The organism is Thiomonas sp. FB-6, from assembly GCF_000377645.1.
In the GTDB taxonomy this organism is placed as follows: domain Bacteria; phylum Pseudomonadota; class Gammaproteobacteria; order Burkholderiales; family Burkholderiaceae_C; genus Thiomonas_A.
Genome location: NZ_KB898508.1, coordinates 1 through 19,291 on the forward strand (window position 1 = coordinate 1; position 19,291 = coordinate 19,291).

Below are 19,291 nucleotides of genomic sequence, written 5' to 3' on the forward strand. Positions count from 1 at the left end.
GGCGTGTGCATCGACGGCGCCTTCATCCACGAGCCCACGAATCGCTTCCGGGAGATCATGAGCTCGGGCTTCACCTTCCCCAGCCTGCCCGACGTGCACTTCTCGGTGTTCAGCAACAAGAACGCCAGCACCGAGGGCGACAACGGCAAGGGGCTGCTGCAGCGGGTGGACGAAGCGCGGCGGGAGCAGCTGTTCTATCCCTACAGCTTCCTGCGCCGCGGCAAGCGCACGCTGCACGGGCTGTGGGATGGCGAGGAGGTGCTGGCGCGCCGAGGCGACGGAGCCCTGCAGTTCGACTGGGAACTGGTGGGCCAGCGCGGCAACGTGGCGCGGCCCTCGTGGATGGAGATCGGTCTGCGCACGCGCGTGGCCGACAACAAGGTGGGAGCCGCGCGCACCAGCGCGATCAGCGAGGAGCAGGCGGTGGAACTGTGGGACCGGCTGCTGGAGGGGGTGAAGTTCCGCGTCGCGGTGCCGGGCGCCACGGCGGCTTCCGTGGCGCTGGCCTGAATCGGCCCGCGCCCTCACATTCATTGTTGAACCAGGAGCAGAGCCATGTCCGATATCCGCCAATCTCTTCCGGATCGGCATCTTCCCGGCGAGGAAGGAGCCATGCATCCCCGTCCCACGCACGAGGATCCCCGCTACCGCGGCAGCGGCAAGCTGGAGGGCAAGGTGGCCATCATCACCGGCGCCGACAGCGGCATCGGCAAGGCGGTGGCCATCGCCTTCGCCAAGGAAGGGGCGCGTTGCGTGCTGTCCTACCTCGACGAGCACGAGGACGCGCGCGACGCCGGGGAACAGGTGCGCCGCCACGGCGGCGACTGCCTGCTGGTGCCGGGGGATCTGCGTTCGCGGGCGCATTGCGAGCGAGTGGTCGAGCAGACGCTGGAGCGCTTCGGCGCCATCGACGTGCTGGTGAACCACGCCGGCGAGCAGTACCAGACCGACACCCTGGAGGACGTCGACGACGACGCGCTGCGCCACGTGTTCGAGACCAACGTGTACTCCATGTTCTACCTGACCCGCGCGGCGCTGCGCCACATGAAACCCGGTGCGGCCATCGTCAACACGGTCTCGGTGGTGGCCTACAAGGGGCAGGCGCTGCTGCTGGACTACAGCGCCAGCAAGGGGGCCAACCTGGCCTTCACGCGCGCGCTGGCGGCCTCGCTGGCGGACAAGGGCATCCGGGTCAACGGCGTGGCTCCGGGGCCCGTGTGGACTCCGCTGATTCCCGCCACCCTGCGCGGCGCGAAGCTGGAGAACTTCGGCAAAGACGTGCCCTTGGGCCGCGCCGGTCAGCCCCACGAGCTGGCGCCCGCCTACGTGTACCTGGCCAGCGACGTCGACAGCGCCTGGGTCACCGGGCAGGTGCTGCACGTCAACGGCGGCATCCCCGTCAACGGGTAGGCGCACCGGCGCAGGGGTCGCCGGGCGGGCGCGGCACGCGCACCGCGGCCTCGCCGCCGCGGGGGCTCAGGACGGGAACAGATCGCCGCCGGCGCGCGGCGCCGACAGGCCCAGGTGCGCGTAGGTGGAGGCGCTGGCGATGCGCCCGCGCGGCGTGCGCTGGATGTAGCCGTGCTGGATCAGGAAGGGCTCGATCACGTCCTCGATGGTGTCGCGCTCCTCGCCGATGGCCGCGGCGAGGTTGTCCAGGCCCACCGGGCCGCCGCCGAAGCGGTGCACGATGGCTTCGAGCAGCTTGCGGTCCATGAGGTCGAAGCCCAGCGGGTCGACGTCGAGCATGCGCAGCGCCGCGTCGGCCACCTCGCGCACGATGCTGCCGTCCGCGCGCACCTGCGCGTAGTCGCGCACCCGGCGCAGCAGGCGGTTGGCGATGCGCGGCGTGCCGCGCGAGCGGCGGGCGATCTCGCGCGCGCCCTCGGTGTCGATGCCGGCCTGCAGCAAATGCGCCGAGCGCTCGACGATGGTGGTCAGCTCCTCGGTGGTGTAGAACTCCAGGCGGGAGACGATTCCGAAGCGGTCGCGCAGCGGGTTGGTGAGCATGCCGGCGCGGGTGGTGGCCCCCACCAGCGTGAAGGGCTGCAGGTCGATCTTCACGCTGCGCGCGCCCGGGCCCTCGCCGATCATGATGTCGATCTGGTAGTCCTCCAGCGCCGGGTAGAGGATTTCCTCGACCACCGGCGACAGGCGGTGGATCTCGTCGATGAACAAAACGTCGTTGCGTTCGAGATTGGTCAGCAGCGCGGCCAGGTCGCCGGCGCGTTCGAGCACGGGACCCGAGGTGGAGCGCAGGTTCACCCCCATCTCCCGCGCGATGATGTGCGCCAGCGTGGTCTTGCCCAGGCCCGGGGGGCCGAACAGCAGCACGTGGTCCAGCGCCTCGCCGCGGCGCCGCGCCGCGCCCATGAAGATGTCGAGCTGCTCGCGCACCTTGGCCTGGCCGATGTAGTCGGACAGCAGCTGCGGGCGCAGCGCGCGTTCGGCCGCCTCCTCCTGGGGCGAGGCGGGTGCCGGCGCGACCACGCGCGCGGGCTGGAGCTTGTCGGGCTGGATGCTCATGCGGGACCCCGGTGCGCGGCCTCAGGCCTTCGCCAGGGTCTTCAGCGCCTGGCGGATGCCGTCGTCGACGCCGAGTTCGGGCGGCAGCTTGCCCACCACCGCGGTGGCCTCGCGCTCCGAATAGCCCAGCGCCAGCAGCGCCTGCAGCACGTCGGCGTGCGCGGCCGCGGCGCCCCCGGCCGGGCGGCCCAGGTCGGCGCCGAGCTTGCCGCGCAACTCCAGCAGCAGGCGTTCGGCGGTCTTCTTGCCGATGCCGGGCACGCGGGTCAGGCGCGCGCCGTCCTGCGCGGTCACCGCCTGCGCCAGTTCCTGCACGCTCAGGCCCGACAGCAGCGCCAGCGCGATGCGCGCGCCGACGCCGGAAATGCGGATCAGCGCCCGAAAGGCCTCGCGTTCTGCGGGCGTGGCGAAGCCGAACAACTGGTGCGCGTCCTCGCGCACGATCAGATGGGTGAGCAGTGCCACCTTCTGGCCGGCCGCGGGCAGCCCGTACAGGGTACTCATCGGCACGTCGATCTCGTAGCCCACGCCGCCGCAGTCCACCAGGATCTGGGGCGGGGTCTTGTCCAGCAGGGTACCGTGAATGCGTCCGATCATGAGCGCACTTTAGCAGGCTGCCGGCGGGCCTTTCGGGCCGCGGCGCGGCGCCCGCTAAACTGTCGGCTGTACTGCGCAAGCCTCCCATGAAAGCCCAATCCTCCTACACGCACGAAGAACTCGTGGCCTGCGGCCATGGCCGGCTGTTCGGCCCGGGCAATGCCCAGCTTCCGCTGGGCCAGATGCTGATGATGGACCGCATCACCCACATCGCCGACCACGGCGGCAGCTACGGCAAGGGGGAGATGCGCGCCGAACTCGACATCCGCCCCGATCTGTGGTTCTTCGGCTGCCATTTCGAGAACGACCCCGTGATGCCCGGCTGCCTGGGGCTGGACGCGATGTGGCAACTGGTGGGCTTCTACCTGGGCTGGATGGGCGCGCCGGGGCGCGGGCGCGCGCTGGGCGTGGGCGAGGTCAAGTTCACGGGCCAGGTGCTGCCCACCGCGAAGGTGGTGAGCTACCAGATCGACCTCAAGCGGGTCATCAACCATCGCCTGGTCATGGGCATCGGCGACGGCATCATGCGGGTCGACGGCCGCGAGATCTACACCGCCAAGGACCTGCGCGTGGGCTTGTTCACGTCGACCGACGGGTTCTGAGTCGATTCTTCAAGACGCCAAGGGCCGGGAGACCCCGGCCCTTGGACGTGCTGCCTGCCTCGCCGTGGATTCTCAGGCCACGGCCTTGAGCTTGGCCTGGATGCCCTTGAGCAGCGTGGCGCGCTCGGCGTCGTCGATGCGGGCCAGCAGGCGGTTGGCGGCGGAGACGATGGCGCGGATCGACGCGGTCACGATGTTCGCATCCACGCCCACGCCGAAGGTGGTGGCCGAGGTGCCTTCCAGCGCGGCCTCGACCATGGCCACCGCGCGCGCGTTGGCGCCCAGGCCCAGCGCGCGTTCCTCGTAGCTCTGCACCGCCAGCGGCAGGTGCAGCGCACGCACCGCGGCGTCGATCGGGCCGTTGCCCTCGCCGCGCAGGCTCACCGCGCGCCCGTCGATCTCCATCTCGAGCCGGATGCCCTGCTCGCTGCCGTGCTCGGTCAGGTGGTGCGCGACGTAGCGCAGCGGCTCGGCGGCCTCGGTGTACTCGGCGTTGAACATGGCCCACAGCTGCTGCGCGGTGACCTCGCTGCCGGAGCTGTCGGTGAAGCGCTGCACCACGCCGCTGAACTCCACCTGCATGCGCCGGGGCATCACCAGCCCGTAGGAGGATTCCAGCAGGTAGGCGATGCCGCCCTTGCCGGACTGGCTGTTGACCCGGATGACCGAGTCGTAGGCGCGGCCCAGGTCGGCGGGGTCCACCGGCAGGTAGGGCACCTCCCAGAGGGCGGTGGGCTTTTGCGCGGCCAGGCCCTTCTTGATCGCGTCCTGGTGCGAGCCGGAGAAGGCGGTGAACACGAGGTCGCCCACGTAGGGGTGGCGCGGGTGGATGGGCAGCTGGTTGCAGTCCTCCACGGCGCGCGCGATGGCGTTGATGTTGGAAAAGTCCAGCCCCGGGTCGACCCCCTGGGAATACAGGTTCAGCGCCAGGGTCACGAGGTCGACGTTGCCGGTGCGCTCGCCGTTGCCGAACAGGCAGCCCTCGACCCGGTCGGCACCGGCCATCACCGCCAGTTCGGCGGCCGCCACCGCGCAGCCGCGGTCGTTGTGCGGGTGCACCGACAGGATCACGCTGTCGCGGCGGTCCAGGTGGCGGTGCATCCACTCGATCTGGTCGGCGTAGATGTTGGGTGTGCTCATCTCCACCGTCGCGGGCAGATTGAAGATGATCTTGCGCTCGGGCGTCGGCTGCCATACCTGGGTGACCGCGTTGCACACCTCCACCGCCACCGGCAGCTCGGTGCCGCTGAACACCTCGGGGCTGTACTGGAAGGTCCACTCGGTCTCGGGTTGCTGCGCGGCCAGATCACGGATCAGCGTGGCGGCCTCGACGGCGATGCGCTTGCAGCCGGCCACGTCCACGTTGAACACGATCTTGCGGAAGTTCGGCGCGGTGGCGTTGTACACGTGCATGATCGCGCGCCTGGCGCCGCGCAGCGACTCGAAGCTGCGGCGGATCAGGTCCTCGCGCGCCTGGGTCAGCACCTCGATGGTCACGTCCTCGGGGATGTGGCCGCCCTCGATGAGCTCGCGCACGAAGTCGAAATCGGTCTGCGAGGCGGAGGGAAAGGCCACCTCGATCTGCTGGATGCCGATGGCGCACAGCATCTTGAACATGCGCATCTTGCGCGCGGCGTCCATCGGCTCGAACAGCGCCTGGTTGCCGTCGCGCAAGTCGGTGCTCATCCAGATCGGCGGGCGGGTGATCACCTGGTCGGGCCAGGTACGGTCCTTCAGGCCCACCGGGGGCATCGGGCGGTATTTGGTTTGCGGGTTCTTCAACATGGCGGGTACTCCGGCGATTCGTGGGTTCGGGAGGCCGGCGGCGCGCTCGGCCGAAGCTCGTGGCTCGGGGCGCATGCAGGGCGTCGGCGGATTCGGATGTCGCGCTGGATCGGTGAAGCCGGATCCGGGAAGCGCGTGCTGCCCGGCCGGGCAGCAGGGGGAGCGGGTGTCAGTTGCGCGCGGGGCGCAGTCGCCGCTCGACGTCGACGCGTAGCAGCCGCAGCATCAGGCCGCGTTGCCAGGCCGCGAGCGCGCCGGCCGAGGTGCGGCGGCAGTCGCAGGCAGCGGGCGTCGGGTTCAAGGCCATGGTCTTCGAACATTAGCAAAACCCGGGCCTTCCGTCAAATCGGCCCCGGCCGCAGCGCGGGCGGGTTCAGCCCAGCAGGCGGCCGCGGCGCACGCGCATGCCGCGCAAGGCCTGGGCGTCCAGGTGCGAAGAAGCGCCTCGGGCTTGCGTGCCGGTGGCCACTCCGTCCAAGGCTCCGGCGCGTTGCAGCGCGCCCACGGTGGCGCGGTTCTGCGCGTGGCAGATGGCCAGGCCCAGCGCGTCGGCCGCGTCCGGGCCGGGTTCGCCGGGCAGCGCCAGCAGCCGGGTGACCATTTGCTGCATCTGCTGCTTGCTGGCGCGGCCGTGCCCGACCACGGCCTTCTTGAGCTGCAGCGCGGTGTACTCCACCACCGGCAGGCCGGCGGACGTCAGCGCGGCGATGGCCGCGCCGCGCGCCTGGCCCAGCAGCAGCGTGGACTGGGGATTGACGTTGACGAACACGATTTCCACCACCGCCACGTCGGCGCCGGAGTCGCGCGCCACCGTGGCCACGCCCTCGAACAGCACCCGCAGGCGCTCGGGCAAGGGGCCGCGCGGAATGCGGATGGCGCCGCTGGCCTGGTAGTGCAGGCGCTGGCCCTGCGCCTGCAGCAGGCCGTAGCCGGTGATGTTGAGCCCGGGATCGATGCCGAGGATGCGCATGGCCGCGGGGCCGCGTCGCCGCGCTTCAGTGGCGGAAGTGGCGCATGCCGGTGAGCACCATGGCCAGGCCGTGCTCGTCGGCGGCGGCGATCACCTCGGCGTCGCGCATGGATCCGCCCGGCTGGATCACCGCGCGGGCTCCTGCCTGGGCCAGCACGTCCACGCCGTCGCGGAAGGGAAAGAAGGCGTCCGAGGCGACCACGCTGCCCGCAACTTGCAGGCCGGCGTTGGCGGCCTTGATGGTGGCGATGCGGGTGGAGTCGACCCGACTCATCTGCCCGGCGCCCACGCCGATGGTGCGTGCGCCCGAGGCGAACACGATGGCGTTGGACTTGGTGAACTTGGCCACCTTCCAGGCGAAGTGCAGGTCGGCCATCTCGGCATCGGTGGGCGCGCGCCGGGTCACCACCTTCAGCGCGGACTCGTCCAGCAAGTCCTCGTCGGCGCTTTGCAGCAGCCAGCCGGAATTCACGCGCTTGGCGTCCAGGCGGGGCACGCCGCCGCCGGCAGCGGCCGGCAGCTCGATGGCCAGCACGCGCACATTGGCCTTGGCCGCCAGCACCTGCAGCGCCTGCGCGGTGTAGCCCGGGGCGATCAGCACCTCGACGAACTGCCCGGCCACGGCGCGCGCCGCCGCTTCGTCGACCTCGCGGTTGAAGGCGATGATGCCCCCGAAGGCCGACGTGGGGTCGGTGGCGAAGGCGGCGCGGTATGCGCCCTCCGGATCCGCGCCCAGGGCCGCGCCGCAGGGGTTGGCGTGCTTGACGATGACGCAGGCGCAGGTGTCGAAGGCGCGCACGCATTCCCAGGCGGCGTCGGCGTCGGCGATGTTGTTGTAGGACAGTTCCTTGCCCTGCAGTTGCCGCGCCGTCGGCAGCGAGCCCGCGCTGGGCTGCAGGTCGCGGTAGAAGGCGGCGTGCTGGTGCGGGTTCTCGCCGTAGCGCAGGTCCTGCAGCTTGACCAGGCTGAGGTTGAACTGCGCCGGCCAGGCTTGCGAAGGCTGCTCGCGCTGCTCGAAGCTCAAGGCCGACAGGTGGTTGGAGATCGCCGCGTCGTACTGCGCCACGCGGTTGAAGGCCGCCACCGACAGCGCGAAACGCGTGGCCTGCGACACCTCGCCGCTGGACTCGAACTCCGCCAGCACGGACTCGTACTGCGAGGCGTCGGTGAGCACGCTCACGCCCTGCCAGTTCTTCGCCGCCGAGCGCACCATGGCCGGGCCGCCGATGTCGATGTTCTCGATGGCCTCTTCCAGCGTGCAGCCGGGGCGCGCCACCGTGGCCTCGAAGGGGTAGAGGTTGACCACCAGCCAGTCGATCGGCGGGATGCCGTGCTGCTCGATGGCCCGCATGTGCTCGGGCAGGTCACGGCGCGCCAGCAGCCCGCCGTGCACCTTGGGGTGCAGGGTCTTCACGCGCCCGTCGAGCATTTCGGGGAACCCGGTGTGCGCGGCCACCTCGGTCACCGGCAGCCCGGCGTCGGCGAGCAGCCGCGCGGTGCCGCCGGTGGACAGAAGCTTCACGCCGCGCTGGTGCAGGCGGCGGGCGAGCTCGAGCACGCCGGTCTTGTCGGAAACGGAAAGCAGTGCGTACATGGGCGCGGAGACGATGGGCGGGTTGCGGGGAGCGCGCGCCGGGCCGCGGCGCACGCGGGCGGATTCACTTGATCAGCTTGTGGTCCTTGAGCTTCTTGCGCAAGGTGTTGCGGTTGATGCCCAGCCACTGCGCGGCCACCGACTGGTTGTCGCCGGCGCGGCGCATCACGGTCTGCAGCAGGGGTTTTTCCACGGTCTGCATGACCATGCCGTGGATGCCGTGGGGCTCGGTCCCGTTGAGATCGCTGAAGTACGCCTCCAGGCTGTCGATCACGCATTGTTCGAGTGCGGAACGCGAACTCATCGCAGGATGCTCCTGTTCGCGTTCATGGCGCGGTGTCCTGGGGGCCGGCGTCGGCCACACGGTCGAAGTACTCGGCCACCGCGTCGAGCTGGGCCTGCGGTTCGGTCAAGGTGTTGAAGTGCGCGCGGAACTGCGCGCCGCCCGGCAGCGCTGCCACGGCCCAGCCCACGTGCTTGCGCGCGCTGCCCACGCCGACGTGGCCGTAGTGCGCATGGTGGGCACGCAGGTGTTCCAGCAGCCATTGCCCTTGCCGGGCCGGCGTGGGCGGCGCCGGCTCCACGCCGTCGGCCAGCGCGCGGGCCATGTGCCCGGGCAGCCAGGGGCGGCCGAGCGCGGCGCGGCCGATCATGATCGCGTCGGCGCCGGTGGCCGCCAGCACGGCGCGTGCCTTGGCCACCGTGTCGATGTCCCCGTTGGCGACCACGGGGATGCGCAGCGAGGCCTTGATGGCCGCGATGGTCTCGTATTCGGCGTCGCCGCCGTAGCCCTGCTCGCGGCTGCGCCCGTGCACGGCGACCAGCGCCACGCCCGCCTCCTGCGCCGCGTGGGCCAGCCGCGGGGCGTTGCGCTGTTCGCGGCACCAGCCGGTGCGCATTTTCAGGGTCACGGGCACGCCCAGCGGCTGCATCGCGCGCACCACGGCGTCGACGATGCGGATGGCCAGTTCCTCGTCCTGCATCAGCGCCGAGCCGGCCCAGCGGTTGCAGACCTTCTTGGCCGGGCAGCCCATGTTGATGTCGATGATGCGCGCGCCCGCCTCGACGTTGGCCTGCGCGGCCGCGGCCATCTCGGCCGGATCCACGCCCACCAGTTGCGCGGCCACCGGGCCCGGCTCGCCGTCGTGGCTCATGCGCAGCGCGGTCTTGCGCGAGGCCCGCAGTTCGGCGCGCGAGGCGACCATCTCGCTCACGCAGTGCCCGGCCCCCAGGCGCCGGGCCAGGCGCCGCCAGGGCAGGTCGGTGACTCCCGCCATGGGCGCCGTGAACACCCGGTTGGCCAGTTCGTGCGGGCCGAGGCGCAGCGGCGTTCCAAAAGCGGGCAGGGCGGTGGCGGAGGCGGGCATGGGTCGGTGCAATCCACCCCCGGAGCCGGACGCCAGGGTGGCCGGCTCCGGGGGTCGGGCCGGCGGTGGCAGGGCGCTTGCGTGGGGACGTGCGGGGAAAGCGGGGGAAGGGGCGAATTCTAGTGCTATGCGCAGGCAGGCTTCGCGCTTTCGCGCGCCGCCAGCAGCGCGCGCGCCGCGCGGCTGCCGTTGGGGCGCCCGACGGCACGGCTGATGAACTCGCCGCAATCGACCACCGCCTGCAGGTCGGTGCCGGTGGCGATGCCCATGCCGTGCAGCATGTACAGCAGGTCCTCGGTGGCCAGGTTGCCGGTGGCTCCGCGCGCGTAGGGGCAGCCGCCCAGGCCCGCCACCGAGGCGTGGAAACTGCGCACCCCCAGCTGCAGCGCGGCCAGCACGTTGACCAGCGCCTGCCCGTAGGTGTCGTGGAAATGCCCGGCCAGGCGTTCCATGGGCAGCACCCGCGCGGCCGCCTCGAAGGCCGCCTGCACCGCGCCCGGAGTGCCCACGCCGATGGTGTCGGCCACGTCCACGCTGTCGCAGCCCAGCGCGGCCATGCGGCGCACCACGTCGGCCACGGCGGCCGGCGCGATTGGGCCTTCGTAGGGGCAGCCCAGCGCGCAGGAGATGCTGCCGCGCAGGCGCAGCCCGGCGTCGCGGGCCATGCGCGCCACGGGCTCGAAGCGCTCGATGGACTCGGCGATGGAGCAGTTGATGTTGCGCCGCGCGAAGGACTCGCTGGCGGCCGAGAACACCACCACCTCCTGCACGCCGGCGGCCAGCGCTGCTTCCATGCCGCGCTGATTGGGCACCAGCGCGGAGTAGCGCACGCGCGCATCGCGCCGGATGCCCGCCATGACCTCGGCGCCGTCGGCCATCTGCGGCACCCAGCGCGGGGACACGAAGGCCGCCGCCTCGATGGCGCGCAGCCCGGCCGCCGCGAGGCGGTCGACCAGTTCGATCTTCACCGCGGCGGGGACGGGGGTGGACTCGTTCTGCAATCCGTCGCGAGGGCCGACCTCGACGATTTCGACGCTGGCGGGCAAGGGCGTGGCCATGGCGATGTACTCCGGCAATGGGGGCTGGCTTTCAGTAGCCCAGGCGCGCATCGACGATGCCGCCCGGGTGGTCTCCGCGCTCCAGCGCGGCGATCTTGCGCATGATCTGCGCGGCCGACGGGCCGACCAGTGTGTGGGCGGCCACGTGCGGGGTGATGCGTACCCGCGGCTGCGACCACAGCGGGTGCCCGGCAGGCAGGGGTTCGTGCTCGAACACGTCCAGCGTGGCACCGCCCAGGTGCTGCTGCTCGAGCAGGTCGAGCAGATCCTGTTCGTGCAGCAGGGCTCCACGTCCGGCGTTGACCACGTGCGCGCCGCGCGGCAGATGACTCAAGGCGCCGTAGTCGAGCAGGCCGCGGGTTTCGGGGGTCAGGGGCAGCAGCACCACCAGCACGCGGCAGTGCCCGAGGAACTCGTACAGGCGGTCGATGCCGTAGATCGGGCCGTCGAAGTCGGTGCCGGCGCGCGGCGTGCCGCTGCGCGTGCAGGCCAGGACCGGGAAGTCCAGGGCCTGCACCCGCCGCGCCGCGGCCAGGCCCATGTGCCCGAGCCCGAGGAAGCCGACTCCGAAGCCGGTGCGCGGCGCCAGCACCAGCGGTTCCCAGGTAGCGTGGGCCTGCAGCGCGGCGTAGTCGTCCATGCGCCGGTGCGCGTGCAGCACGGCCTCGGCCACGTAGTCGGCCATCTGCCGGCCCATGCCGGCATCTTCCAGCCGGATCAGCGGCACCTGCGGGGCGTGCGCGCGCATCAGCGGCAGCACCGCATCGACGCCGGCGCCGAGGTTGAACACCGCGCGCAGGCGCTGCTGGCCGGCCAGCCATTCGGCCGGCGGCCTCCACACCAGCGCGAAGTCGGCCTGCTCGTCGGGTTCGGCGGCAGCGTCCACCACCTCGACGGCCAGGCGTAGTTCCCCGGCATGCTGCGCCAGCGCGTCGCGCCAGCGGCGGAACGGTTCGTCGGGATCCCAGACCGCGAGTTTCATGGTGCGCGCGGGCTCGGGGCCGTGCTCAGGCCTGCGCCTGGACGGCGCTGGCGCGCAGGCCCAGGCGCTCGAACAGGCGCCGGTCCGCGTCGACCTCGGCGTTGCCGGTGACCAGCAGGCTCTCGCCGTAGAAGATGGAATTCGCCCCGGCCAGGAAGCACAGCGCCTGGATGCCGTCGCCGAGATCCTTGCGCCCGGCCGACAGCCGGACCCAGGCCCGCGGCATGCAGATGCGCGCCGCGGCGACGCTGCGCACGAACTCGAAGGGGTCGAGCTCGGGGGCGTGTTCCAGCGGCGTGCCCGCCACGCGCACCAGGGAGTTGATGGGCACCGATTCGGGGTAGGGCTCCAGCGCGGCCAGCTGCGCCAGCAGCGCGGCCCGGTCGGCGCGGCTCTCGCCCATGCCGACGATGCCGCCGCAGCACACGCGCATGCCGGCCCCGCGTACCGCCTGCAGCGTGTCCAGGCGGTCCTGGTAGGTGCGGGTGCTGATGATGCTGCCGTAGAACTGCGGGGAGGTGTCGAGGTTGTGGTTGTAGTAGTCCAGCCCGGCCTCGGCCAGGCGCTGCGCCTGCCGCGGCTGCAGCATGCCCAGGGTCATGCAGGTCTGCAGGCCCAGCTGCTTGACGCCTTCGATGATGGGCACGAGCTTGTCCAGGTCGCGTTCCTTGGGCTCGCGCCAGGCCGCGCCCATGCAGAAGCGGCTGGCGCCGGCGTCGCGCGCGGCGCGCGCATGCTCGAGCACGCGCTCGGCGTCCATCAGCTTGTCGGCATCCACCCCGGCCTGGTAGTGCGCCGACTGCGGGCAGTAGCCGCAGTCCTCCGGGCAGCCGCCGGTCTTGATCGACAGCAGCGAGGACAACTGCACTTCGGTGGGGTCGAAATGCTCCCGGTGCACCTGCTGCGCCTGCCACAGCAGTTCCGGCAGCGGCAGTGCCAGCAGTTGCTCGATGCGCTGCGCGCTCCACGCTGCGGGCGCGGCGGGGCCGCGAGGGTCCTGCGCCTCGTGGGCGCGGCGCGGCGACGGAGGCTGGATGGTGGATACTTGCATCGGAAATCCTTGGTGGTTCAGGCCGTGTTCTGTTCCTGCAGGCCGAGTTCGTCCTTCATCGCGTCGCGGATCTTGAACTTCTGCACCTTGCCGGTGATGGTCAGCGGGAAACTCTGCACGAAACGGATGTAGCGCGGGATCTTGTAGTGCGCGATCTGCCCCTGACAGAAAGCGCGGATGTCCTGCTCGGTCGGCGAGGTGCCGGGCCGGGGGATGATCCAGGCGCACAGCTCCTCGCCGTATTTTGCGTCCGGAACGCCCACCACCTGCACATCCTGCACCATCGGGTGACGGTAGAGGAATTCCTCGATCTCGCGCGGATAGACATTCTCGCCGCCGCGGATCACCATGTCCTTGATACGGCCGACGATGTTCACGTAGCCCTCGGCGTCCATGGTGGCCAGGTCGCCGGTGTGCATCCAGCCCTCGGCGTCGATGGCCTCGCGGGTGCGTGGCTCGTCGCCCCAGTAGCCGTGCATCACCGAGTAGCCGCGGGTGCACAGTTCGCCGGCCACGCCGGGCTCCACGGTGCGGCCGTCGGCGGGGTCGACGATCTTCACCTCCAGATGCGGCTGCACCTGGCCCACCGTGCTCACGCGCCGGTCCAGCGGGGTGTCGGTGGAGCTCTGGCAACTCACCGGCGAGGTCTCGGTCATGCCATAGGCGATGGTGATCTGCGACAGGTGCATGTCGTTGACCACGCGCTTCATCACCTCCACCGGGCAGGGGCTGCCGGCCATGATGCCGGTGCGCAGCGTGCTGGTGTCGAACTCGCGAAAGCGCGGGTGGTCGAGCATGGCGATGAACATGGTCGGCACGCCGTGCAGGCCGGTGCAGCGCTCGGCCTGCACGGCCTGCAGCGTGAGCAGCGGGTCGAAGGCCGAGTTGGGGTAGACGATGGCCGCGCCGTGGGTGATGCAGGCCAGGTTGCCCAGCACCATGCCGAAGCAGTGGTACAGCGGAACCGGGATGCACAGCCGGTCCTCCTGGCCGAGCTTCATCGCCTCGCCGATGAAGTAGCCGTTGTTCAGGATGTTGCTGTGGGTCAGCGTCGCACCCTTCGGGAAGCCGGTGGTGCCGCTGGTGAACTGGATGTTGATGGGGTCGTGGCAATCCAGCGTGGCGGCCACGGCCGCCACCTGCGGGTCGCCGGCCTCGCCGCGCTGCAACCATTCGCCGAAACGCAGCATGCCGGGCTCGGGCGCCTCACCCAGCTGCACCAGCAGGCGCAGTTGCGGCAGGCGCGCGGCGTGCAGCTCGCCGGGGGCGCAGTGCGCCAGTTCCGGGGCCAGCTCGCGCATCATCGCCAGGTAGTCGCTGGTGCGGAACTCGGGCATCAGCACCAGGGCCTTGCAGCCCACCTTGTTGAGCGCGTATTCGACCTCGGACACGCGGTAGGCGGGGTTGATGTTGACCAGCACCACGCCGACCTTGGCGGTAGCCAGCTGCATCAGCACCCACTCGACGCAGTTGTGCGCCCAGATGCCCACGCGGTCGCCGCGGGCCAGCCCGCTGCGCAGCATGGCGCTGGCCAGCATGTCGACCTCGCGCGCGAGTTCCGCCCAGCTCAGGCGCCGCTGCTGGTGACAGGACACCAGCGCCTCGCGCGCGCCCTGGCGCGCGGCCATGGCGTCGAAGAAGGCTCCCAGGGTCTGCGTGATCAGCGGCTGGTCGCGGCTGCCGCAGGCGTAGCTGGTGCTCAGGCTCATCGTCGTCTCCTCGTGCGCTCTCGGGCGCATGGTTCTCATCGGGACCGGCAGCGCCGGGACATCAGAATCGGGCCTGCAGCCAGCGCTCCAGCTGGGGCAGGCGGTCGACGCCCCAGAAGGGCTCGTCGTCGACCAGGAAAAAGGGCGCGCCGCACACGCCGACGCGCAGCGCTCGCTCCACGTTGGCGCGCAGCAGATTCTTCACCTCGGCCTCGGCGCACCAGGCGTCGATCTGCGCCGCCTCCAGGCGCAGGCTCGCGCCCAGCGCGTGCAGCGTGGGCATCGCGGAGATGTCCTGGCCCTGCACGAAATAGGCGCCGAACACCTGGTGGATCCATTCCACGGCCAGCGGCGAGCGCGCGCGCTGCAGCGCCACCAGCACGCGCGCCGCCTGCTGCGTGGCGACGGGAAAGGGCTGGGGCTGGTGGTAGGGCACGCCGAAGTAGCGCGCCGAGCGCTGCAGGTCGCGCAGCGAGTACTCGGCCTTCAGCGGCTGCTGCACCAGCGGGCGCGATCCGGTGGCCGCGAACACCGGGCCGAGCAGGATCGGCACCCACTCGATGCTGCGGTCATGGCGCGCCGCGATCGCCTCGACCTGGGTGCTGGCCAGGTACGAGTACGGCGACGAGAAATCGAAGAACAGCGTGATCGGCGAGACGGGCATGACGGGGCTCCGGGTGGGGGCTCGACAACGGGGCTCAGTCGATCTCGACGGCCATCGCGGTGGCCTCGCCGCCGCCGATGCACAGCGCCGCCACGCCGCGCGACAGCCCGCGCTTGCGCAGCGCGCCCAGCAGCGTGACCACGATGCGCGCGCCGCTGGCGCCGATCGGGTGGCCCAGCGCCACGGCGCCGCCGTGCACGTTGACCACGTCGTGCGACAGGCCGAACTCGTGCATGGCCGCCATGGTCACGGTGGCGAAGGCCTCGTTGACCTCCCACAGCTGCACGTCGTCCTTGCTCCAGCCGGCGCGCTTGAGCGCCTTGTCGATGGCTCCGGCCGGCGCGGTGGTGAACCATTCCGGGGCCTGCGCATGCACGGCGTGCGAGCGGATGCGCGCCAGCACCTTGCATCCCAGGCGCTGCGCGGTGGATTCGCGCATCAGCACCAGCGCCGCCGCGCCGTCGGAAATGCTCGACGAGGTGGCCGCGGTGATGGCACCGTCCTTGCGGAAGGCGGGCTTGAGGGTGGGGATCTTGTCCGGGCGGGCCTTGAAGGGTTGCTCGTCGCGGGCGATGCGCTGCTCGCCGCCGCGCCCCTGGATCACCACGGGGGCGATCTCCCAGTCGAAGCTGCCGTCCTCGTTGGCGCGCTTGCTGCGCGCGGTGGACTCGATGGCGTAGGCGTCCATGGCCTCGCGCGTGAAGCCGTAGCGGGCCACGCAGCTCTCGGCGAACACCCCCATGGCCTTGCCGCGGTCGTAGGCGTCCTCCAGACCGTCCACGGCCATGTGGTCGTAGAACTCGGTCATGCCGTACTTCACGCCCTTGCGCACGAAAGCCAGGTGGGGCGCGTTGGTCATGCTCTCCATGCCGCCGGCCACCAGCACCTCGGCGCTGCCCGCGGCCAGCATGTCGTGGCCGAACATCATCGCGCGCATGCCCGAGCCGCACATCTTGGACAGGGTCACGGCGCCGGCCGACTGCGGCAGCCCGGCCTTGAGCGCGGCCTGGCGCGCGGGGGCCTGGCCCTGGCCGGCCATCAGGCAGTTGCCCATCAGCACTTCGTCGACGGCCTCCGGAGCCAGCCCGGCGCGCTGCACCGCGGCCGCGATCGCGGTGGCGCCCAGTTCCCAGGCAGGAACCGAGGCGAAGTCGCCCAGCAGGCCGCCGATGGGGGTACGCGCGGCGGAAACGATGACTACGGGATCGGAACTCATGACATCTCCATCAGGGGGGGCTGTGCGCCGGCCGCGGCCGGCGCGGAATCCGCCCGCGCGAAGCGCCGGGCGGTGTCGTAGGGGAATACGTCGATCACATGGCCTTCGCGGATGCGCTGCTGCTGCGCCTGCCAGAAGGCCGGATCGAGCAGGTCGGCGTGGTGGCGCAGGAACACCTCGCGCACCCGGGCGTCGCCGAGCAGGAAGGTGCCGAAGGTCTCCGGGAACACGTCGTGCGGGCCCACCGAGTACCAGGGCTCGGCGGCCATCTCGTCCTCCTCGTGGCGCGGCTGCGGCACGCGCCGGAAATGACAGTCGGTGATGTACTCGATCTCATCGTAGTCGTAGAACACCACCTTGCCGTGGCGGGTCACGCCGAAGTTCTTCCACAGCATGTCACCGGGGAAGATGTTCGCCGCCACAAGGTCCTTGATGGCGTTTCCGTAGTCGGTCACCGCGGCCTCGATCTGTTCGGGCGTGGCCTCGCGCAGGTAGATGTTCAACGGGATCATGCGCCGCTCGATGTAGCAGTGGCGGATGACCAGCAGATCCCCGTCCTCCTCCAGCTGCGAGCCGCAGCTGCGCTTGAGCTCCTCGATCAGCGCGGGGTCGAAGCGCTCGCGCGGGAAGGCCACGTTCGAGTATTCGAGGGTGTCGGCCATGCGTCCGACGCGGTCGTGGCGCTTGACCAGCAGGTACTTGCCCTTGATCTGCTCGCGCGTGGTGTCCTTGGGCGGCGGGTAGAAGTCGCGGATGACCTTGAACACGAAGGGAAAGGACGGCAGCGTGAACACCAGCATCACCATGCCGCGGATGCCGGGCGCCGTCGTGAAGTTGTCGCTGGAGTGGCGCAGGTGGTAGAGGAAGTCGCGATAGAACAGGGTCTTGCCCTGCTTGGCCAGGCCCAGCGCGCTGTACAGCTCGGAACGCGGCTTGCGCGGCATCAGCGCGCGCAGGAACTGCACGTAGGCCGAGGGCACCGCCATGTCCACCATGAAATAGGCGCGCGCGAAGGAGAACAGCAGCAGCAGGTCGTCCTCGTCGAGCAGCACGGTGTCGATCACCAGGCGCCCGTCGGGGCCGTGCAGGATGGGCAGCGCCAGAGGCGCTTCCCAGTAGCCGTTGATCACCCGTCCGACCAGGTAGGCGCCCTTGTTGCGGTAGAACAGCGAGGACAGCACCTGGATCTGGAAATTGCTGCGCAGGCGCGCCCCGTCCAGCAGGCGCTCCAGTTCGCGCACCACCTTGCGCACGTCGCCTTCCAGGTCCGCGAAGGGGCGCTGCAGCTGGTGGTTGTGCACGATGCGCACCAGGGTCTCGAGCAGGTTGTCGCGCGTGGGGTAGTAGGCGCGGAAGGTGGGTTGCGCGGCCGGCTCGTCGTTCTCGATGTACTCGGTCGACAGCGCGGGCCGCACGAACAGGATGTCGTTGTGGAAATGCCGCCGGTGCAGCACCTTGGTGGTCACCGAGTTGAAAAAGGTCTCCGCCAGCTCCGGCTGCAGGTGGTTGGTGAGCAGCCCGATGTAGTGCAGCTTGGCCTGGTGCCACACCGCGGTGTCCAGGCGCGACAGGTCGAACTCGGCCTGCAGCGTCTCGATGGCCTCGTCCACCCGGGTGTCGTAGAAGGCGATGCGCTCGCTTTGCGCGCGCTGCTGTCCGGCCCAGTCGGCGGCCTCGAAGCGCGTCTTCGCCTCGCGGCTCACCTGGCGGAACAGCCGGTAGTGCTTGTTGAAGCCGTCGAGCATGGCCCGCGCGATGGCGAAGGCCACCTGCGAGTCCAGCCGGGTCGGGAATTGGTTCATGCGCAAGCCGTGGGTCCAAGACACAATGTAACGTCGCGCAAGCGGTCGGGACAAGTCGGGCCGCCCCCGTCATTGTGCCAAGTCATGCTAGGCTTTTTTGCCTGCCCTCCAGGGCAGCGCGGGCCCGCGGGCCCGGCCGACAACGACAGGAGATCCATCCATGCCCGGACTACGCCCCGACGTCGATCCCGACGGCCTGCTCGAGTACTCGGTGGTCTACACCGACCGTGCTCTGAACCACATGTCCCTGCGCTTCCGCGAGGCCATGCGCGACATCTCCACCATGCTGTGCCAGGCCTACGGTGCCGAGGCGGCCGTGGTGGTGCCGGGCAGCGGGAGTTTCGCGATGGAGGCGGTGGCGCGACAGTTCGTCTCGAGCGCGGCGGGCACCGCGGTGCTGGTGGTGCGCAACGGCTGGTTCAGCTACCGCTGGTCGCAGATTCTCGAGGCCGCGCGCCCGCAGGCCAGCGTGGCCGTGCTCAAGGCGCGGGCCGCGTCGGCCGCGCCGCAGGCCCCCTTCGCGCCGGTGCCGGCGCAGGAGGTGGCGCAGGCCATCCGCAGCCAGCGGCCCTCGGTGGTGTTCGCGCCGCATGTCGAGACCTCCGCCGGCCTGATGCTGCCCGACGACTACGTGCGCCAGCTGGCCGACGCCGCGCACGAGGTGGGGGCGCTGTTCGTGCTCGATTGCATCGCCTCGGGGGCGATGTGGGTGGACATGCGTGCCTGCGGCGTGGACGTGCTGGTCAGCGCCCCGCAGAAGGGCTGGAGCGGCACGCCCTGCGCCGGTTTCGCCATGCTTTCGGCGCGCGCGCTGGAGCGCCTGGAATCGACCCGTAGCGACAGCTTCGCCTGCGACCTGGCTGCCTGGCTGAAGATCATGCGGGCCTACGAAGGCGGCGGCCATGCCTACCACGCGACCATGCCTACCGATTCGCTGGTGCGCGTGCGCGATGTGATGCGCGAAGGCTTCGCCATCGGCCTGCCGCGCCTGATGCAGGCGCAGGCCGAACTCGGCGCGCGCGTGCGCGACAGCCTGCGCAGGCGCGGCGTGGCCAGCGTGGCCGCGGCCGGCTTCGAGGCTCCCGGCGTGGTGGTGTCCTACACCCGCGACCCGGCCATCCAGAGTGCGCAGGCCTTCGCCGCCGCCGGCGTGCAGATCGCCGCCGGCGTGCCGCTGGCCTGCGACGAGCCCAAGGATTTCATGAGCTTCCGCCTGGGTCTGTTCGGCCTGGACAAGCTGTTGGACGTCGCCGGCGCCGTGCAGCGCCTGGAGGCCGCCTTCGACGCGGTGGGCATGCGCCTGGCGGCCTGAGGCCGCAGCGCGGCAGGACTCGTTACCGGCCGTCGCCAGCCCGCCGTTGCGACAAG

19 protein-coding genes are annotated in these 19,291 nt (G+C 70.8%); 4 read left to right on the top strand and 15 right to left on the bottom strand.

Features of this window, described 5'->3' with window-relative positions; all coding sequences use genetic code 11:
* Both D466_RS24550 and D466_RS0117435 read left to right on the top strand, forming a co-directional pair.
* On the top strand, window positions 1-510 hold a 510-nt coding region (locus D466_RS24550), incomplete at its 5' end, for a T6SS immunity protein Tli4 family protein (protein ID WP_018914986.1).
* A 102-nt stretch (window positions 511-612) separates the two neighbouring features.
* Entirely contained in the window at window positions 613-1,410 is a 798-nt protein-coding gene (locus D466_RS0117435; RefSeq protein WP_018914987.1) for a glucose 1-dehydrogenase, read from the top strand.
* Window positions 1,411-1,476: 66 nt separating this feature from the next.
* Here D466_RS0117435 and ruvB read toward each other — a convergent pair whose 3' ends face one another.
* Both ruvB and ruvA read right to left on the bottom strand, forming a co-directional pair.
* On the bottom strand, window positions 1,477-2,526 hold the full coding sequence (gene ruvB, locus D466_RS0117440; RefSeq protein WP_018914988.1) for a Holliday junction branch migration DNA helicase RuvB: 1,050 nt from the start codon (window positions 2,524-2,526) through the stop codon (window positions 1,477-1,479).
* Between the two features lie 21 nt (window positions 2,527-2,547).
* Window positions 2,548-3,123: a Holliday junction branch migration protein RuvA gene (gene ruvA, locus D466_RS0117445; protein ID WP_018914989.1), complete on the bottom strand. Its 576-nt coding sequence runs from the start codon at window positions 3,121-3,123 to the stop codon at window positions 2,548-2,550.
* 86 nt (window positions 3,124-3,209) lie between these two features.
* Between ruvA and fabA the strand changes: the two genes are divergently transcribed.
* Entirely contained in the window at window positions 3,210-3,725 is a 516-nt protein-coding gene (fabA, locus tag D466_RS0117450; protein ID WP_018914990.1) for a 3-hydroxyacyl-[acyl-carrier-protein] dehydratase FabA, read from the top strand.
* 72 nt (window positions 3,726-3,797) lie between these two features.
* Here fabA and leuA read toward each other — a convergent pair whose 3' ends face one another.
* The 13 genes from leuA to aceK form a co-directional block, all read right to left on the bottom strand.
* Window positions 3,798-5,510, bottom strand: a complete 1,713-nt coding sequence (gene leuA / locus D466_RS0117455) for a 2-isopropylmalate synthase (protein ID WP_018914991.1) — start codon at window positions 5,508-5,510, stop codon at window positions 3,798-3,800.
* Window positions 5,511-5,679: 169 nt separating this feature from the next.
* Window positions 5,680-5,817, bottom strand: coding sequence for a hypothetical protein (locus D466_RS24555; RefSeq protein WP_018914992.1), 138 nt, complete (start codon window positions 5,815-5,817; stop codon window positions 5,680-5,682).
* Between the two features lie 66 nt (window positions 5,818-5,883).
* The gene (ruvC, locus tag D466_RS0117465) at window positions 5,884-6,480 is read right to left on the bottom strand and encodes a crossover junction endodeoxyribonuclease RuvC (RefSeq protein ID WP_018914993.1); all 597 of its coding nucleotides are present in this window, start codon (window positions 6,478-6,480) and stop codon (window positions 5,884-5,886) included.
* A 25-nt stretch (window positions 6,481-6,505) separates the two neighbouring features.
* Window positions 6,506-8,074 (bottom strand): bifunctional phosphoribosylaminoimidazolecarboxamide formyltransferase/IMP cyclohydrolase, encoded by a 1,569-nt coding sequence (purH, locus tag D466_RS0117470; RefSeq protein ID WP_026285426.1) that lies wholly within the window; start codon window positions 8,072-8,074, stop codon window positions 6,506-6,508.
* Between the two features lie 64 nt (window positions 8,075-8,138).
* Window positions 8,139-8,378: a helix-turn-helix domain-containing protein gene (locus tag D466_RS0117475; RefSeq protein ID WP_018914995.1), complete on the bottom strand. Its 240-nt coding sequence runs from the start codon at window positions 8,376-8,378 to the stop codon at window positions 8,139-8,141.
* 22 nt (window positions 8,379-8,400) lie between these two features.
* On the bottom strand, window positions 8,401-9,441 hold the full coding sequence (gene dusB / locus D466_RS0117480) for a tRNA dihydrouridine synthase DusB (protein ID WP_018914996.1): 1,041 nt from the start codon (window positions 9,439-9,441) through the stop codon (window positions 8,401-8,403).
* 125 nt (window positions 9,442-9,566) lie between these two features.
* Window positions 9,567-10,499 carry a hydroxymethylglutaryl-CoA lyase gene (locus tag D466_RS0117485; protein WP_038166722.1) on the bottom strand — a complete coding sequence of 311 codons (933 nt, stop codon included), beginning with the start codon at window positions 10,497-10,499 and terminating at the stop codon, window positions 9,567-9,569.
* A gap of 31 nt (window positions 10,500-10,530) precedes the next feature.
* Window positions 10,531-11,481: an NAD(P)-dependent oxidoreductase gene (locus D466_RS0117490; protein ID WP_018914998.1), complete on the bottom strand. Its 951-nt coding sequence runs from the start codon at window positions 11,479-11,481 to the stop codon at window positions 10,531-10,533.
* Window positions 11,482-11,506: 25 nt separating this feature from the next.
* On the bottom strand, window positions 11,507-12,532 hold the full coding sequence (gene bioB / locus D466_RS0117495; protein ID WP_018914999.1) for a biotin synthase BioB: 1,026 nt from the start codon (window positions 12,530-12,532) through the stop codon (window positions 11,507-11,509).
* A 17-nt stretch (window positions 12,533-12,549) separates the two neighbouring features.
* Complete coding sequence (locus D466_RS0117500; protein ID WP_018915000.1) at window positions 12,550-14,241, bottom strand: AMP-binding protein; 1,692 nt, start codon at window positions 14,239-14,241, stop codon at window positions 12,550-12,552.
* Window positions 14,242-14,302: 61 nt separating this feature from the next.
* On the bottom strand, window positions 14,303-14,905 hold the full coding sequence (locus D466_RS0117505; RefSeq protein WP_018915001.1) for a 2-hydroxychromene-2-carboxylate isomerase: 603 nt from the start codon (window positions 14,903-14,905) through the stop codon (window positions 14,303-14,305).
* A gap of 34 nt (window positions 14,906-14,939) precedes the next feature.
* Window positions 14,940-16,121 (bottom strand): acetyl-CoA C-acyltransferase, encoded by a 1,182-nt coding sequence (locus D466_RS0117510; protein ID WP_018915002.1) that lies wholly within the window; start codon window positions 16,119-16,121, stop codon window positions 14,940-14,942.
* On the bottom strand, window positions 16,118-17,923 hold the full coding sequence (gene aceK, locus D466_RS0117515) for a bifunctional isocitrate dehydrogenase kinase/phosphatase (protein WP_018915003.1): 1,806 nt from the start codon (window positions 17,921-17,923) through the stop codon (window positions 16,118-16,120). Before aceK ends, D466_RS0117510 begins: the two co-directional genes overlap by 4 nt.
* A 160-nt stretch (window positions 17,924-18,083) precedes the next feature.
* Here aceK and D466_RS0117520 point away from each other — a divergent pair, with 160 nt between their 5' ends.
* Entirely contained in the window at window positions 18,084-19,235 is a 1,152-nt protein-coding gene (locus D466_RS0117520) for an aminotransferase class V-fold PLP-dependent enzyme (RefSeq protein WP_018915004.1), read from the top strand.
* Window positions 19,236-19,291: the final 56 nt, after the last annotated feature.